We start from the raw sequence: 16,138 nt of genomic DNA, 5'->3' as shown, positions 1-16,138 counted from the left end.
GCACCTTTTTGACAACCGGTTGCAACATCATCTAATCGGTATATTTGGCTATGCAGACAATTTGATAGCATAAATGCCGGTAGAATAACTTATTACAGAATGGTTGCATTATTTTAGTTAGATTGGTATAGTTAGAAAAGTCAAGGAGATGCCGTTGACGATATCGATTAAATCAGCGTGTGCATGTGCCAATCAAAACTAGCGACGGCAAGTGGTCCAGTCGCTCAAAGTGAGGTTATTTACCAATGTTGAATGAACAAGTTGTTAAAAAAGCAGATTTTGATGAAATTGATACGCAAGCCGTTACGGCGGTGCGGATGCTCAGTATGGATATGATTTCGCGAGCGCGTTCCGGACATCCGGGCTTGCCGCTGGGCGTTTCACCAATGGCCTATGTCCTATTCTCCCGCCACTTGCGGGTGGATCCATCCTTCCCGCAATGGTTTAACCGTGACCGCTTCGTCCTTTCCGCCGGTCACGGCTCGGCGATGCTCTACAGCCTGCTTCACCTGAGCGGGTTCGCCCTAAGCAAGTCGGACCTGATGAATTTCCGGCAAATCGGTAGTAAGACGCCCGGTCATCCGGAATACGGCGTGACGCCGGGCGTGGATGCCACGACCGGTCCGCTGGGTCAAGGTATTGGGATGGCCGTGGGGATGGCCATGGCCGAGATGCACCTGGGTGCGACCTATAACCGGGGAACCTTCAACGTGGTGGACCACTATACTTACGCGATTTGTGGGGATGGGGATCTGATGGAAGGGGTGGCTGCCGAATCAGCCAGCCTGGCCGGTCAGTTAAAATTAAATAAATTAATCGTGCTCTACGATTCAAATGATATCTCGCTGGATGGCCCCCTGAGCAACGCCTGCCACGATGACGTTGCCGCGCGGTTCGAGAGTTATGGCTGGAACTACCTGCGGGTGGCGGACGGCAACGACCTCACCGCGATTGACGAGGCGATTAATGCCGCCAAGAACAGCCAAACCGGACCGACCCTGATTGAGGTCAAGACGGTGATTGGTGCCGGGAGCCCCCATCAAGGGACCAACAAGGTTCATGGGGCGCCGCTCAATGACGAGGACCTTGCCGCCACCCGTGACTTCTACCGGTGGGACAACGACCCATTCACGGTTCCGGCAGAGGTGCGTTCGCGGTTCCAAAACACGGTGAAGTCACGCGGCTGGGCGAGCCATCAAGAGTGGTCGAACCTCGTGACGCGTTACTCCGATGCCGAACCGGAATTAGCCGCCCAATTTGCCCAGGGCATCAGTCAAACGCTACCGGCCGATTATCAGGCTAGTTTGCCGACCTACTACAAGAAGGATGCGTTGGCTTCCCGGGCCAGTGGCCATGAGATCTTACAGCGGTTGAGCGCGGCTTGCCCCAACCTCTGGGGGGGATCGGCGGATCTATTCAGCTCGAACAAGACGGCCGTGACAGATGAGGACCGGTTCAGTCGGGATAACCCAACCGGAAAGAACTTATGGTTCGGCGTTCGGGAATTCGCCGAAGCCGCGGCGATGAACGGGATTGCCCTTCACGGGGGTACCCGGGTCTACGGCTCAACCTTCTTCGTCTTCTCCGATTACATGAAGCCGGCGATTCGGTTGGCCGCGCTACAAAAACTGCCGGTCATCTACGTCTTCACGCATGACTCATTGGCAGTCGGGGAGGATGGCCCAACCCACGAACCCGTCGAACAATTAGCGGCGTTGCGTTCCATTCCGGGCTTGACCGTTTTCCGGCCGGCCGATGGGAATGAAACAGTGGCGGCCTGGGAACAGGCCATTGCAGCCACGGATCACCCAACGGCCATCGTCCTGACGCGGCAGGGGCTACCAACCTTACCTAAGGCGGCCGCGAAGGTTCGTAGCGGCGTTAAACGAGGGGGCTACGTGGTCACCGAAGCGCAACACGAGGCCGAGGGAATTCTGATGGCATCCGGTTCAGAAGTGAAATTAGCCGTGGATGCTCAACAGCGGTTGGCCGAGATTGGCCACGATGTTCGGGTGGTTTCGATGCCAAGCTTCGAAAAATTCAACGCACAATCTGCCGACTACCAAGAAAGCGTCCTGCCTAAGCACTTACGGCGACGGGTCGCGGTCGAAATGGCCAGTGGGGCAAGCTGGTACCGGTACGTGGGTCTAGACGGTATTGCGCTCACTCAGGAACAATTTGGGGCGAGTGGCAACGGTGCAACCGTGGTTGAAATGGCCGGTTTCACGCCGGAGCACGTGGTTCAAGCCTACCTGGATCTACTGTAGGTTGAAATTGTTTCTACTATAATGTAATCGTCCTTCAGCCACGCTAGGCTTCCGCAACTAGCGTGGCTTTTATGACATCTGCGGCAGGGTTGTCTGAGCTGGCCGCCTTGCCGTTCGCCGCAACGATTGCCTGCGGCTGTCGGGGATTCTGCCTGCTGTGGGGACCGCCTGCAGCCAAGGGGCGGGCTTCCGGCTCGCTTGGAAGCCTCGAAAATCACGAGTCTTCCAAGTCGGCCCACGGTCTAAGCTGGCCCAGGACGCCAGCTAACACCGTTGTCACGGCTGGCACCATCCCCGACCTCCTCCAGCGTGGTGGTCGTCAGCGGTTGTTCAAGCCGTCACGGTTCGGTAGCTAGCACGAAGGGTTGGTTGCCGCGCTTAATTGCGGGTATCATCAGTGGAGCCGAGAGTGAAGCCCAAGATGAGCTCAGCCGCGGGATTATCTGAACGGCGTGAGCCGGTTAGATAATGGCGACTTAGAAACGCCGGTCTTTGGCGGTTCAAAGCGAGGAGAAAGACCGCCCTTCAGGCTTTCTCCGTCCTGCCCGCCGCGTTCCAGCTCATCTTGGGCGAACGGCAAGGGGGTCAAGGACCACCGAGTTGCCCGAAAAAACAGGTTCTAGCGGCGAAGAAATGCAGAACAATCTAGTAAGTTGACCGAATTATTGGTAAGATTGGGGTAAAGAAACTGGAGGCGGTTTTCATGGAGATTCGACGGATTAAGGTTCCCACGGCATTAGTGTGGTCCGCACCGACGGCAGCCACAAAGACTGATCAAACGTACTTGAAGGATGGCGATTTAACGGCCTGGTTGGCAGCGCTTCAACCGACAGATCGACAACGTTTAGCCGACAACAACGGGATTGTAACGGAGGCACTCTTCAACGACCGGGTCGTGTTAGACCGGCAGGATGGCGACTGGGCGCACGTCTTCGTGACGCGTCAGGCTAATCGGAACGAGCGCCGGGGCTACCCGGGCTGGATTCCATTGCGTCACTTGACCACGAGCGATGCCGAACTAGAATATCCGACGACCACGGTCCGATTGGTTCAACCAACCACGACACTGTTGGACGCGAGCCAGCAGCCCGTGTTGGATCTGCCGATGGGGACCATTCTGACCACCACCAGCCAAGACGCCGATTGGATTCAAGTGGTGACGCCCTTGGGTGCCGGCCAGATTCCCGCCGCAGCCGCTAAGTTGAGCGTCAACGGGGCGGATGACGGCGACCGAATCTTGGCCCTGGGTCGGCAGTTTATCGGGACCCCTTATCTCTGGGGCGGCCTGACACCTGCGGGCTTTGACTGTTCGGGCTTCGTGTACGCTCTGCACCGTGCCTTGGGAATTCCGGTTCCCCGGGATGCCCAGGATCAATTCGCCAATGGCTATCCGGTTGCGCCCGAAGAGCTGACGGCGGGGGACCTGGTCTTCTTTGCTACCGAACACGGCACGGGGGACATTCACCACGTGGGCCTCTACGCCGGTGCTGGGCAGATTCTCCACGCGCCTAAGCCGGGTGGTCAGGTCGAGGAAAGCAGCATGGCAAAGTCCGCCTTTGCCCCAGAATACGCCGGCGCACGGCGCTTCTGGCAATAAGGAACAAGTCTGAAGAATTCTCTAAGGTCACGTTGAATTTCGCCCGCTAAGATTTCGTCGTGCTATACTATTTTCACGGGAGAAGTTAAATTCAAGTGAAAAGAGAGTGCACACAATGAAATTAAAGCGAATGATCTTGAGCTTAGCCGCGGCCGCTCTGGTCGTGGGAATTGGTGGCAGTGTGATTGGGCATGCCGATACCACGGCTACCGATACCAGCGAGACCAGTAGTTCCGCTACCAGTGGGAGCACGGTTCAAACGAAGGCGTTGTCTAAGGCCTATGTGGTCTATGGTGCTGGTCTGGCCAGTGAGGACAAAGATAGCGTGGCGTCCGCACTGGGCGTTAAATCTAACTACACCACGCTGACGGCGACGGGGAGCGATTACGCCAAGTACTTGAACTCCGCGGGGACGACCGATGCCAGTATGATTAGTTCGGTGGCATTGGCGCCGGCCGATCCGGGGACTGGCGTGAAGGTGAACATCGCCGATTACAACGGGAGCAATAATATTACGGAAGTCACCTCGCAACAATACGCGATGGTCGCAACCATGGCGGGGGTCAAGGACGTGATTATCACGGTGACGGCCGATAAGTCCGTTTCCGGAGAGTCTGCGCTGACCGGGGTGTACAAGGCCTTGGCCGCCGATGGGCTGACGCTGAATTCGGAAAACACGCAAGCCGCCAATGGCGTGTTGGATGCGACCCAACCAGCGATTGATAATAATAGTAGTGATAAGAAATATCCGGGTAAATTGATGTCGGCGGTCGGCTCCGTATCCTCGGACTTGGCTAAGCAGCGGCAGAATGGCGATGACTTGGCTACCAAGGCCGATATCGAAGCCATGCTGCAGAAGGCTTTGGCCAAGCAAGGGATTGACGGCAAGACCAGCCAAACCCAGATTACCAACATTGCGGTGGCCCTGAGCAAGGTGCAACAGGCGCCGGTATCGACCAGCAAGAGCTACGTCACCAACGTCACCAATGTCGCCAGCAATTTGGCCAATAGTATTGGTAACAAAATGGCGAATGTGAAAGACTTTGCCAACAGTGCCGATGCGAAAAAAGCTGAAAACTTCCTCGTTCAAATCTGGCATAAGGTTGTGGCTTTCTTCCAAGGCCTCTTCAACTAAAACCAGTCAGAACGGGCGGATTACTAACTAACGGGAGAGTTTCTCCCATTTTTTTGTGTCGAAATTTTTAATTTCACAAAGTCGCCGCCATTTGCAACGATTGTAACCTACAGAAAGCGCTGTCAGGCCCAACTTGTATTCTGCAATTACTGGTGATTACACAATCGGTTGGCGGCCTCAAGCAAACGTGTGAGGGACGAAATCAGTCACTTTTGAACGTCTGTTTGGATATATCTGACGATAAAATACTGATTTAACGGTGACTCTCGGCGATCACTAGTCGGATGATGGCTAAAACGAGAACGTGTGTTTAACCTTAAAAATCCGTTATGATTTCCTTAATATTTCACAAGAAACGGGGAAAACGTGTGGTAATATTAATTTGTGATTCGTATTTACTATGAACGACCGAAAGTGAACCGCTGCTCAGCGGGGACTTTTCGTTCACTTGCGTTTGAAAAAAGTCATAAAAGGACGTGTTGTTGAAAATGAGTACAGGACAACGTAAAACAAAAGCATTGGTCGGCGTTGTGGGGGCCATGGGTGCCTTGGCAGCCGGCGCAACCATCACCGCCAATGCCGACAGTATTCAAGTCAAGCAGGGCGACACCGTTTGGGAACTTTCACAAAAACTCGGGGTCTCGATTGACGACCTCGAAGCGCAAAACTCGATTGACAGTAAGACTGATTTAATTTTTGTTGGGCAAAAGTTACAGGTTCGTTCTGCCAAGACCACCCAGACGTACACGGTGAAGTCCGGCGATACGCTGTGGGATCTGGCCCAGCAGTACCACGTTTCCGTGGCCCAATTGCAAAAGGCCAATAGCATGACCGGCGATGTCTTGAGTGTGGGCCAGAAGCTGACGATTCCGCGGGGGAGCACGGTGGCAAAGGCCACGACGCCAACGACCGGGACCACCAGCAGTGCCACGCGGCAATCCACGCAAAAAGCGAATGCCGTTCAGGCTCAAATCGTGGCCCAACAGCAAGCCGCAGCCACCCAGCAGCAACAGAAGCAAAGGGCGGCCGCTACCAGCTCACAGTCATCGTCAACGACCCAACAGTCCGCGGCCACGACGTCTACTTCACAGAGCAGTAGTAGCGCTGCCACGAGTAGCGTGACGAAGCAGCATACGAATGCCATGACGCGGTCATCCCGTGCCGATGTGGCATCGTCAGCCGCTACCAGCAGTGTTTCGAGCAGCAGTACCACCTCGTCGAGTGCTAATACGACGAGTAACGCGACTCGTTCGACCTCAAGTTCGACGACTAGTGCCAGTCAAACTACGCAACCACAACGCCGGACCCGTTCGGCCGTTAGTTCCAGTGCGTCGGCGCAATCCAGCACCAGTCAGTCCAGCTCGCAATCCGTAGCCCAGTCCGCACCTAGTGCCACGACCACCAGCTCCCAGAGCAGTCAAGCTCAGACGGGGAGTCAGAACGCTACGGCTACGACTCGGACCAAGCGGATCAAGACCACCACGCAGTCTGCCGTTAAGAAGCAGGCGGCTCAAGCGGCAGCTAAGACCAGCAGTAGCAGTTCAACCAGTTCTAGTTCTTCCGCAACGGTGGCCACGAGTAGCAGTACCAAGAAGACGACCAGTACGGCCGGCCTCACCAGTGGTTCCGTGACCGGATTGGCTTTAAAATTGGCTTCGGCCAACATTCCATACGTCTGGGGCGGGTCCTCACTGAGCGGGATGGACTGTTCCGGTCTGGTCGCTTACGTTTACAAGAACGCGATGGGCGTCAGCTTGCCACATAACACGGTGGCCCAAGAAGCTTACGTTTCGACGCATTCGGTAGGTTCGGCTAAACCCGGCGATATCCTCTTCTGGGGGTCGAAGGGTGCCACTTACCATGATGCCATCTACTTAGGGAATAACCAATTTGTTGATGCGCCAACGCCTGGGCAAAACGTTCAGGTTCACCAGATCAGCAAGTACTTCATGCCTTCCTTTGCCGGGACGGTCAAGTAATCGGTTGCAGGCGAAAAGTTTATGAAATTCGTTGAAAAAGTTTAAGATAATCGTTAACAAATCCGTTAGCAAGTGGTATGATTCCTTTTAGTCGTTTAAGAAAACGGGAATCAAAACTATTTTTGTTAAAGGAGTTGTGTAGTGATGAGTAATCGGGTAGAGATTCTGGAAGAGTATCGGCAGGCTAATTCACAGCTAGCCACGTTGAAAGAAAAGGAATCCGCAACTGTTCAAAGTACTGATGAAACCGTACGGATTGAACCGCGGTATGGTGAGGAAATGAACTACCTCAGTAATAAGTGCGCTCAGCTAGACATGATTCTGGAAGCAATGGCTGCTTCGGAAGATTAAGATAATTAGCACGGTGACGTTGGTCGCCGTCGAGCTCTCCGGTCAGATGACGCGGGGAGCTTTTTTAGATCTCCGGCGTCAGATTGAAAATGAAAATTAGTTATCGCCTATGGTACAGCAGAATATCTGAAATTAAAGGGAGATGTTGCCAATCCCTCTATCCGGTTCTGGTCGCCTTACCGTTCGCCAAATTTGGTCTGGAACGCGGTGGGGAGGACGGGAAAAGCCAAAGGGCTGTCTTTTCCCTCGCTTTGAGCCGACAACTCACGTCTCAAAGTCGCCATTTTCCAGAAAAATCATCTGGAAAATCCCACGGCTGAGACCAGATTTGATTCACTCACGGCTACCTGGGGTTTCAAGCAATGATTGTGGTTGAAGGCTATCGTCCCAGCACTGTTTATGCGCGTTTTACGGTTTTTGACCTGTCTTAACCGGAGTCAGCCGGAGATGGAGGTAGCCGTGACAGCGGTGTTAGCTGAGTATCAGCTTACAGCGCCGGAATCTCTGGCAGACGCAGGTGGTCGGTAGCGGCTAATTTGATGGGGGTCAAGGCTTACTTAGCTGGGAATTAGACACTAGCTTAGGCATTTTCAAAAATTGCGGCTTCAAAAACAGCGTAACGGCAAGAAAACTTGTCGTTACGCTGTTTTTAATGAAACCATTTTCAGAAAAGTGCGGTTATCTACTAAATCGTGACGTCGAACCAGAACGGATACCGTTTGAGTCCCACGTAGACGTCGAAGAAGCGCCCGCCCATCTCCTCGCCGTCTAATTGGCCGTATTCGATGGACGGAACGGTCAGGTGGATATTTGATGCCTGATAGTAGTGAACGGCCTTAGACGTCAAATGACGCTTGAATACGAGGCGTAGGGCCAGCCACATCAACTTGAAAAAGTTAGGCTTCTCAATGACCACCAGGTGTAACTGATGGTCCTCAATCGTTGCGTTGGGCACAATCCCCACGCCACCGCCGAAGTAGGGGTGGTTGGTGGTCGTCACGAGAAAGGCATTGGGGTAGATGTCACGTTGATTGCCCACGTGGACGGTCAGCGTGAACCCCGTTTGGTTGTAATACACGTCCAGCGCAGATGCCAGGTAGGACAGTTTCCCCATGTGGTGCTTGTTTAGCCACACCTTGGCCTTGGATTGGTTGGCCTGCGAGATAATCGCGGCATCGAAGCCGATCCCCAGGTTGTTGGTAAAGACGCCGCGTTCCTGTTTGATGGTTTCGTCGTAGCTCCCAATATCGTAGGTCGTGGCGTGGGTACACTGGATGACCTGTTTCAGCGCGTCCTGCCACTTGAGGGCCATTCCGGCACCCCTGGCGAAGTCGTTGCCGGAACCAATCGGCAGGTAGGCGACCGGAATCGGATAGGTTCGGGGGTGTTTGGTGAGGCCGTTGATGGCTTCATGCAAGGTCCCATCGCCACCGACAGCGAGGACGACCCAATTTTGATGGGGGGCGTCCGGTAATTGTTTGGCAAATTGCTCGCTTAAAAGAATCGCATGGTTGGCGTATTCTGAAATGGCGAGCTCGTAGTCGACGTGGGCGTCATCGAGCTGTTGCTTGATTTCCGGCCACAAGACCTTGGCACGGCCACTCCCCGCGTGCTCGTTTAAGATGATATAGAACTGGACACTCACCATACTTCTCCTCTCAATTATTAATCCTCACTATTATAAACGAAATCGGTGAAACTGCCTAGTGATTCTAGCGGAACTTTCCGGAGTCCTAAAATTTGGCGTTCGTTTCGTCAGTTGAAGGGGGATTCAAGCCCAGCAAAAAAGGGATGTCTCGGGGGACATCCCTTCAAGCATAAGCTTACTTGGTCATAATAAACATCGGTAAAATCATCGGGTGACGTTCCGTCTTCGCAAAGAGGAAGTTCTGGAGATCATCGATGACCGCGTTCCGAATTGAAGCCTCGGTGGCCTTCGGATTACGCATCGCACGCCGAATCGTCTGGAACACGCGCCGGCGGCCTTCGTTGAGAAGTTCACCGGATTCACGCATGTAGACGAAGCCACGAGAGAGCAGGTCGGGGCCGGCCTTGATCTCTTGGTTCTTGAGATCGATGGTAGCGACCACGACGACCAAGCCTTCTTCGGAGAGCAGTTGCCGGTCGCGTAAGACCACGTTGCCAATGTCTCCGATGCCGGAACCGTCGATGTAAACATCGCCAGCGGTAAAGTGACCGGCAACCCGTGCGGAGTCCTGCGTTAGCGCCAGCACATCCCCATTTTGCAGGATGAAACTATGGTCTAACGGCACGCCACACTGCTCGGCCAACTCGGTATGAATCTTTAACATCCGGTATTCCCCGTGAATCGGCATGAAGAATTTCGGTTGCATCAGCCGCAGCATCAGCTTTTGTTCTTCTTGACCACCGTGACCGGAGGTGTGAATATTATTGACCTTACCGTGAATAACGTTGGCGCCGGCTTCTTCCAGCTCGTTGATGACCCGGTTCACGGAAATCGTGTTGCCGGGGATCGGGTTACTGGAGAAGACGACGGTGTCACCGGGTTGAATGGCAATCTGCCGGTGGGTTCCGTTGGCAATCCGTGAGAGGGCCGCCATGGGTTCACCCTGCGATCCGGTACAAAGAATCATGACCTTTTCGGCAGGGAGAGACCGGATGGTGTTGGCATCCACTAACGCCTCGTCAGGGATGTTCAGGTAACCCAGTTCGCGACCATTGACGATGGCAGCTTCCATGGAACGACCAAAGACAGCGATCTTCCGACCGTGAGCCAACGCGACTTCGCAAGCGGTCTCGATACGCGAGATGTTGGAAGCGAACGTGGCAAAGATGACCCGGCCTTCGACTTGGTCGAAAATCTTACGGATGGATTTGCCCACCCATTTTTCGGATTTCGTCCAGATCGGCCGTTCGGCGTTGGTACTATCTGACATCAGACAGAGCACGCCTTCAGCGCCCAGCTTGGCCATCTTTTGAAGATCAGGCGGCTGGTTGGTGACTGGTGTTAAGTCGAACTTATAGTCCCCGGTTTCCACAATCGTCCCAACCGGTGTGTGAACGGCGATTCCCAACGTATCGGGAATGGAGTGGGTCGTCCGGAAGAAGGTGACACTCATCTTACGGAATTTAAGCACAGTATCATCGTCAATTGCGTGTAATTCAGTCGATTTAAGTAATCCGTGTTCTTCAAGCTTGTTCTTAATCAATGCTAAGGCCAGCGGACCAGCATACACTGGGACGTTGAGGGCCTTCAATAAATACGGGATACCGCCGATATGGTCTTCGTGGCCGTGGGTAATCACTAGCGCCTTGATCTTGGCTTGGTTTTCAACGAGGTATTGGTAATCGGGGATGACATAGTCGATCCCTAATAATTCGTCTTCGGGAAACTTAATGCCGGCATCGATCAGGATGATTTCATCCTGGAACTGAATGCCGTACGTGTTCTTCCCGATTTCACCAAGTCCACCCACGCCAAAGATAGCGGTCTCGTTATTTTTGACGTTTAACTTGTTCATTCATTGAACTCCGTTAACTTGTAATTCGGATTCTGTTGCTCGTAAGCGAGCGTATTCCCTTCAATCGCTTCGATGAATTCGATATTGTGTTCCGTGTGTTCTTCTACTTGGGCCCGAGCTTCAACTTCGGTGTCCGCTTCCAAGTAAAGAGAATGGGTATCCTCGCGCTTAGGATTCCGCTTTTTATCGTTTTGGTAATAAACTTTATAAATCACTGACAAAACTCCTTTAACAAAATAATTTAACTCGTCAGTGTACCGGCGAGTCATTGGTCCATCCGAACTGCGGGTTGCTTACACAACAATTAGCACAATTTTAGCATAGTTTCAGGCGATTGTATAGAATTACCACTGGACGATAAAACATGCTATGATTAAGCTAACGCAAAGTGAACGGAGGAGACGCCATGGCATTAATAGTAGAGATCATCATTGGGATTATCATTGCCATTGTGATTTATGAAATGATTCACCGCACTATTGTCCAACGGGCCACGCGAATCGTTCGCCGATCTGCCCAGGATGAGACGGATGTGGCGGTCAAGGCGGCCCTCCAACGGCTGGTGAACGAAGACGTGTTGACCGAGCCGGAATGTCAGATTGAGGCGGCCGAAACGGTGGCCGACGTCTGGGGCCGGGGCGTCATGTCGTTTGAGTACAGTTTTCCCGCCGGCATGGATACGGAGCGCCGTTTACCGGAGTTGGAACGGGCCTTCAACCAAGCCTTGGCCAGCTTTAGTGCCGACCACGAGATTAAGTCGGTGGTTCAGGGGTCGGCCTTCGTGGTCAGTGACATCTGGGTCTACACGGGCGAACTCCATCTCGACGTAGCTTATCTGATGAATGAATCGACCGTGGAATATTTAAAAGATTTGAAAAAGTTAGACGATCCCGTGGTTAAGTAAGTAACCGAACTGAAAAGGGCCGCGTCACTTTCGCAGAAATTTGTGAAAGCGGCGCGGTCCTTTTGCAACGAATTACTCAATCATGATGGTATCTTCGGCCCGGCTGAACGGCTGGTCCTTGTCGATGTGGTCGTAGAACAACGTCCCGTGTAAGTGGTCGATCTCGTGTTGGCACACGATCGCGGGGTAGTTCTTCAGGCGAATCTGATGCTTTTCACCGTTGACGTCGAAATAACGCAGGGTGATCCGGTCGTGACGGGGCACGAAGCCCGGCACGTCCTTGTCCACGGAGAGGCAGCCCTCACCCTCGGTCAAGGCCCCCAACTGAACGGATTCGGAGACGATGACGGGGTTGATGATGACGTCGGTGAACGGTGACTTCCCGTTTTCTTCTGCCGGTGGCACCAGGACAGAGGCCATCTTCTTGGAGACGCCGACTTGGGGAGCGGCCAGGCCAACGCCGGCCCGCAGCCCATACTTCTTACATTGCTCAGGGTCTTGGGAGACCACTAAGTATTCCATTAAGTCCTTAGCGAGTTGTTGATCCTCTGCTGATAAGGGGAACGTGACTTCAGCCGCTTCCTTACGCAGTACGGGATCGCCATCTCTGACAATATCTTTCATGAGAAACAAGCGCATTACCTCCGCATTTAATTCATAATTACCACTTATTTTAACATATCACGCCGACAAAATGAAATGAAAGAAAACGGTTTCCATACATTAAAAATAGCGAAAGCTGAGAATCACAAGCATCGTCAAAGATTTTGCAGCAAACCTTTATTTCCGTTAATGAAAGGGCTTGCAACGGTTGTGAAAAAATGGTACTTTAGGGGTGTAGTCAGGAAACGCAACGTTAACTCACTCTTGTTAACAATTTCATATCAAGTGAAAGGAAAGTGTTACTTATGGCTAATGGAAGCAAACAGATTGTAGACTTTGCCAAAATCAAAGCTACGATGGCCGACCCATATAAGCACCCGGTGCAAGTCATTGACCGGGAAGGGAAGGTTGTTGATCCAGACACGTTGGCAAAATATTCAGATGACCAACTTGTTGACTTCATGAAGAAAATGGTTTGGGAGCGTACGTTACACGAACAAACAATGAACTTCTCCCGTCAGGGTCGCCTCGGATTCTATGCTCCAACTGCCGGTGAGGAAGCCAGTGAAATGGGAAGTGTCACAGCATTTAAAGAAAATGACTTCCTGTTACCTGCTTACCGTGATTTACCACAAATGATTCAACACGGTACAACTGTTGCAAAAGGTTTCTTATGGTCTAAGGGTCATGTTCAAGGCAATCAACATGAAAACCCGAACATGCTCTTCCCACAAATTATTATCGGTGCCCAATACGTTGAAACTGCCGGCGTTGCTTTGGGGATTAAGAAGAACGGCGACGAAGACCGCGTTGCCTTCGTCTACACCGGTGATGGTGGGACGTCACAAGGGGACTGGTATGAAGGGGTTAACTTCACCAGTGCCTTCCAAGCACCAGCCGTATTCTTCGTTCAAAACAATGGTTGGGCGATTTCCGTACCACGTAAGAAGCAAACCGGTGCCGAAACCTTAGCACAAAAGGCGGTTGCCATGGGGGTTCCTTCCGTTCAAGTTGACGGGATGGACATCGTGGCCGTTCACGAAGTTTCTAAAGCTGCCCGTGAATTTGCCGCTGCTGGCAATGGTCCAGTGGTAATTGAAACCTTAACTTACCGTTATGGTGCCCACTCTTCAGCCGGGGATGATCCATCGCGTTACCGGACGAAGGAAGAAGAAAAGCCTTGGTTCGATGCCGACCCATTGATTCGGATGCGGAAAGTCTTAACGGACAAGGGTCTGTGGTCACAAGATCAAGAAGACAAATTAGTCGACGAATACAAAGACGAATTTAAGGAAGCAATGAAGGAAGCGGAAGCAGCCCCAGCACAAAAGGTTTCCGACTTCCTGAAGTGGACTTACAATGTTCCTACTCCAGCGGTTAAGAAGCAAATTGCAGAATTCGAAGCAAAGGAGTCGAAGTAATCATGGCTAAAATGACGTATATTAAAGCGATCACTTCTGGTCTGGATCAAGTCTTAAACGATGATCCCAAGACTTTGATCTTCGGTGAAGATGTTGGTAAAAACGGTGGTGTCTTCCGGACCACGGTTGGTCTGCAAGACAAGTATGGTGAAGACCGGGTCTTCGATACCCCATTGGCTGAATCCGGAATCTTAGGTTTGGCAATCGGGTTATCCTTAACCGGTTGGCGGCCAATTCCAGAAATCCAATTCATGGGATTCACGTTCGAAGCCATGGATGGGATTGTTGGCCAGTTAGCCCGGGATCACTACCGGTTCGGTGGTCAAAAGAACTTCCCAGTTACGGTACGGACGCCATTTGGTGGGGGGACTCATACCGCCGAAATGCACGCGGATAACTTGGAAAACTACTTTACCAGTACCCCTGGCCTGCGGGTGGTTACCCCAGCTAATCCATACGATGCGAAGGGCTTAATCATCTCCGCAGTCGAAAGCGATGATCCGGTGCTGTTCATGGAAAACTTGAAGCTCTACCGGTCAATGAAGGATGAAGTTCCTGATGAAAAGTACACGGTTCCCCTAGATTCTGCTAAGGTTGTACGCGAAGGGACCGATATTACCATCGTGGCTTACAGTGCAGAAGTCAACGAATCCTTGACGGCCGCCGATGCCTTGGCTAAGGATGGTATTTCCGCCGAAGTCATTGACTTGCGGTCACTGTCACCAATTGACACGGACACCATCTTTGCTTCGATCGACAAGACCCACAAGGTGGTTGTCGTCCAAGAAGCACAACGGATGGCCGGTGTTGGTGCCGTCGTGGCTTCGGATATTGCCGAAGAAAAGATCATGTCCTTGGACGCCCCAATCGGTCGGGTCGCTGCGCCAGATAGCGTTTACCCATTCGCCCAAGCCGAAAATGATTGGATTCCAAATGCCGATGACATTGAAGCCAAGGTCCGTGAAATCGCGAACTATTAAAATGTAACCGCTCTACTTAATTAAAAGATAAAACTCGATGTGGGAACATTCTGCATTAAATGAAAGAAAGGAAGTTTTCCCATGGCTTATACGTTCAAACTCCCTGAGCTCGGTGAAGGAATGGCTGAAGGTGAAATTTCTTCATGGCTCGTGAAAGAAGGAGACGCCGTTAAGGAAGACGACACGTTAGTCGAAATCCAAAACGATAAGTCTGTTTCGGAATTACCATCACCCGTCGATGGTACGATTTCAAAAATTGTCGCACAGGAGGGGGATACCGTTGAAATCGGTGATCCATTGATCGTCATTGATGACGGTTCAGATACCCCACCTGACTTAGGCAAGGGTGGCGATGCAGCGCCTGCCGAAGAAGCAGCTCCAGCACCAGCCGCAGAACCCGCAGCCGCTGCGCCAGCGCCAGCTGCTGCCCCAACCGGTGTGCCGGCCGCCGCTGATCCGAATAAGTTAGTAATGGCCATGCCATCCGTTCGGCAATACGCCCGGGACAAGGGTGTTGATATTACCCAGGTTGCCCCAACCGGGAACCACGGCCAAGTTTTGAAGGCCGATATTGATAACTTCAACGGCGCCGCTGCCCCAGCACCAGCCGCCGCAGCCGCTCCTGCTGCGCCAGCTGCCGCTAAGGCCACGGGCCAAGCAATCAAGCCTTGGAACGCCGACCGGCCAGAACTGGAAACGCGTGAACCAATGTCCCCAATGCGGAAGATTATTGCCAAGAGCATGCGGACTTCCAAGGATATTGCGCCACACGTTACCTCATTTGACGAAGTTGAAGTTTCAGCCTTGATGGCTAACCGGAAGAAGTACAAGCAAGCCGCTGCCGACAAGGGCATTCACTTGACCTTCTTGCCGTACATCGTTAAGGCCTTGGTTGCCGTGATGAAGGACTTCCCAGAACTGAACGCCTCCATCGACGACACCACCCAAGAGATTGTGACGAAGCACTACTACAACATTGGGATTGCGACGAACACGGACCACGGTCTGTACGTACCAAACATCAAGAACGCGGACTCCAAGGGAATGTTTGAAATCGCTAAGGAAATTAGTGAAAACACCCAAGCCGCTTACGATAACAAGTTGTCACCAGCATCCATGGCCGGTGGTTCTATCACCATCAGTAACGTTGGGTCCATTGGTGGCGGCTGGTTCACGCCAGTTATTAACCAACCTGAAGTTGCGATTCTGGGGGTTGGCCGGATTGAAAAGGCACCTTACGTCAACGAAGATGGCGACATCGTGGTTGGTCGGATGCTGAAGCTTTCCATGAGTTACGATCACCGTTTAATCGACGGAGCCTTAGCTCAAAATATCTTAAACGAAATGAAAGCATTGCTTCACGATCCAGAAATGCTCTTAATGGAAGGATGACAGAAA

The 16,138-nt window shown here is 52.4% G+C and carries 14 protein-coding genes; 10 read left to right on the top strand and 4 right to left on the bottom strand.

Translation table 11 applies throughout. The annotated features are described in order from the left end of the window. Nucleotides 1-245 precede the first annotated feature (245 nt). The 6 genes from tkt to V8I28_RS02175 all read left to right on the top strand — a co-directional run bounded on the left by tkt (nucleotide 246) and on the right by V8I28_RS02175 (nucleotide 7,329). A complete protein-coding gene (gene tkt, locus V8I28_RS02200) occupies nucleotides 246-2,267 on the top strand; it encodes a transketolase (RefSeq protein WP_341778479.1) in 2,022 nt (673 codons plus the stop codon). Nucleotides 2,268-2,338: 71 nt separating this feature from the next. Then, the gene (locus tag V8I28_RS02195; RefSeq protein WP_341778478.1) at nucleotides 2,339-2,623 is read left to right on the top strand and encodes a hypothetical protein; all 285 of its coding nucleotides are present in this window, start codon (nucleotides 2,339-2,341) and stop codon (nucleotides 2,621-2,623) included. 347 nt (nucleotides 2,624-2,970) lie between these two features. Beyond that, complete coding sequence (locus V8I28_RS02190) at nucleotides 2,971-3,864, top strand: C40 family peptidase (RefSeq protein ID WP_341778477.1); 894 nt, start codon at nucleotides 2,971-2,973, stop codon at nucleotides 3,862-3,864. A gap of 115 nt (nucleotides 3,865-3,979) precedes the next feature. Then, nucleotides 3,980-4,999 (top strand): DUF1002 domain-containing protein, encoded by a 1,020-nt coding sequence (locus tag V8I28_RS02185; protein WP_341778476.1) that lies wholly within the window; start codon nucleotides 3,980-3,982, stop codon nucleotides 4,997-4,999. A gap of 488 nt (nucleotides 5,000-5,487) precedes the next feature. Then, a complete protein-coding gene (locus tag V8I28_RS02180) occupies nucleotides 5,488-6,978 on the top strand; it encodes a LysM peptidoglycan-binding domain-containing protein (protein ID WP_341778475.1) in 1,491 nt (496 codons plus the stop codon). A 144-nt stretch (nucleotides 6,979-7,122) separates the two neighbouring features. Further along, nucleotides 7,123-7,329 carry a hypothetical protein gene (locus V8I28_RS02175; RefSeq protein ID WP_341778474.1) on the top strand — a complete coding sequence of 69 codons (207 nt, stop codon included), beginning with the start codon at nucleotides 7,123-7,125 and terminating at the stop codon, nucleotides 7,327-7,329. A gap of 685 nt (nucleotides 7,330-8,014) precedes the next feature. Here V8I28_RS02175 and V8I28_RS02170 read toward each other — a convergent pair. The 3 genes from V8I28_RS02170 to V8I28_RS02160 form a co-directional block, all read right to left on the bottom strand. Next, nucleotides 8,015-8,977, bottom strand: a complete 963-nt coding sequence (locus V8I28_RS02170; RefSeq protein ID WP_341778473.1) for a diacylglycerol/lipid kinase family protein — start codon at nucleotides 8,975-8,977, stop codon at nucleotides 8,015-8,017. Between the two features lie 175 nt (nucleotides 8,978-9,152). After that, nucleotides 9,153-10,832 (bottom strand): ribonuclease J1, encoded by a 1,680-nt coding sequence (gene rnjA, locus V8I28_RS02165; RefSeq protein WP_341778472.1) that lies wholly within the window; start codon nucleotides 10,830-10,832, stop codon nucleotides 9,153-9,155. Then, nucleotides 10,829-11,047 (bottom strand): DNA-directed RNA polymerase subunit epsilon, encoded by a 219-nt coding sequence (locus V8I28_RS02160; protein ID WP_341778471.1) that lies wholly within the window; start codon nucleotides 11,045-11,047, stop codon nucleotides 10,829-10,831. The genes rnjA and V8I28_RS02160 overlap by 4 nt, the downstream gene beginning before the upstream one ends. A gap of 191 nt (nucleotides 11,048-11,238) precedes the next feature. Here V8I28_RS02160 and V8I28_RS02155 point away from each other — a divergent pair, with 191 nt between their 5' ends. Beyond that, nucleotides 11,239-11,736, top strand: coding sequence for a hypothetical protein (locus V8I28_RS02155; RefSeq protein ID WP_341778470.1), 498 nt, complete (start codon nucleotides 11,239-11,241; stop codon nucleotides 11,734-11,736). A 72-nt stretch (nucleotides 11,737-11,808) separates the two neighbouring features. Here the strand turns inward: V8I28_RS02155 and def are convergent, their stop codons facing one another. Continuing rightward, the gene (gene def, locus V8I28_RS02150; RefSeq protein ID WP_341778469.1) at nucleotides 11,809-12,369 is read right to left on the bottom strand and encodes a peptide deformylase; all 561 of its coding nucleotides are present in this window, start codon (nucleotides 12,367-12,369) and stop codon (nucleotides 11,809-11,811) included. A gap of 275 nt (nucleotides 12,370-12,644) precedes the next feature. Here def and pdhA point away from each other — a divergent pair, with 275 nt between their 5' ends. From pdhA to V8I28_RS02135, 3 genes are all read left to right on the top strand, one after another. Then, the gene (pdhA, locus tag V8I28_RS02145; RefSeq protein ID WP_341778468.1) at nucleotides 12,645-13,760 is read left to right on the top strand and encodes a pyruvate dehydrogenase (acetyl-transferring) E1 component subunit alpha; all 1,116 of its coding nucleotides are present in this window, start codon (nucleotides 12,645-12,647) and stop codon (nucleotides 13,758-13,760) included. Between the two features lie 2 nt (nucleotides 13,761-13,762). Beyond that, nucleotides 13,763-14,740 carry an alpha-ketoacid dehydrogenase subunit beta gene (locus V8I28_RS02140; RefSeq protein WP_341778467.1) on the top strand — a complete coding sequence of 326 codons (978 nt, stop codon included), beginning with the start codon at nucleotides 13,763-13,765 and terminating at the stop codon, nucleotides 14,738-14,740. Between the two features lie 81 nt (nucleotides 14,741-14,821). Continuing rightward, on the top strand, nucleotides 14,822-16,132 hold the full coding sequence (locus V8I28_RS02135) for a 2-oxo acid dehydrogenase subunit E2 (RefSeq protein ID WP_341778466.1): 1,311 nt from the start codon (nucleotides 14,822-14,824) through the stop codon (nucleotides 16,130-16,132). The last annotated feature ends 6 nt before the right edge of the window (nucleotides 16,133-16,138 follow it).

Source organism: Levilactobacillus sp. HBUAS70063, assembly GCF_038374745.1.
Taxonomy (GTDB): Bacteria; Bacillota; Bacilli; order Lactobacillales; family Lactobacillaceae; genus Levilactobacillus.
The sequence above is the reverse complement of the archived record's forward strand: the minus strand, read 5'-3'. Positions and strand labels throughout refer to the sequence as shown.

Excerpts from the sequence above, each read along its gene's own strand:
- V8I28_RS02175 (WP_341778474.1), top strand. The coding sequence starts at position 7,123 with ATGAGTAATCGGGTAGAGATTCTGGAAGAGTATCGGCAGGCTAATTCA.
- V8I28_RS02185 (WP_341778476.1), top strand. The coding sequence starts at position 3,980 with ATGAAATTAAAGCGAATGATCTTGAGCTTAGCCGCGGCCGCTCTGGTC.
- V8I28_RS02190 (WP_341778477.1), top strand. The coding sequence starts at position 2,971 with ATGGAGATTCGACGGATTAAGGTTCCCACGGCATTAGTGTGGTCCGCA.
- V8I28_RS02155 (WP_341778470.1), top strand. The coding sequence starts at position 11,239 with ATGGCATTAATAGTAGAGATCATCATTGGGATTATCATTGCCATTGTG.
- V8I28_RS02180 (WP_341778475.1), top strand. The coding sequence starts at position 5,488 with ATGAGTACAGGACAACGTAAAACAAAAGCATTGGTCGGCGTTGTGGGG.
- pdhA (WP_341778468.1), top strand. The coding sequence starts at position 12,645 with ATGGCTAATGGAAGCAAACAGATTGTAGACTTTGCCAAAATCAAAGCT.
- tkt (WP_341778479.1), top strand. The coding sequence starts at position 246 with ATGTTGAATGAACAAGTTGTTAAAAAAGCAGATTTTGATGAAATTGAT.
- rnjA (WP_341778472.1), bottom strand. The coding sequence starts at position 10,832 with ATGAACAAGTTAAACGTCAAAAATAACGAGACCGCTATCTTTGGCGTG.
- V8I28_RS02135 (WP_341778466.1), top strand. The coding sequence starts at position 14,822 with ATGGCTTATACGTTCAAACTCCCTGAGCTCGGTGAAGGAATGGCTGAA.
- V8I28_RS02140 (WP_341778467.1), top strand. The coding sequence starts at position 13,763 with ATGGCTAAAATGACGTATATTAAAGCGATCACTTCTGGTCTGGATCAA.
- V8I28_RS02195 (WP_341778478.1), top strand. The coding sequence starts at position 2,339 with ATGACATCTGCGGCAGGGTTGTCTGAGCTGGCCGCCTTGCCGTTCGCC.
- V8I28_RS02170 (WP_341778473.1), bottom strand. The coding sequence starts at position 8,977 with ATGGTGAGTGTCCAGTTCTATATCATCTTAAACGAGCACGCGGGGAGT.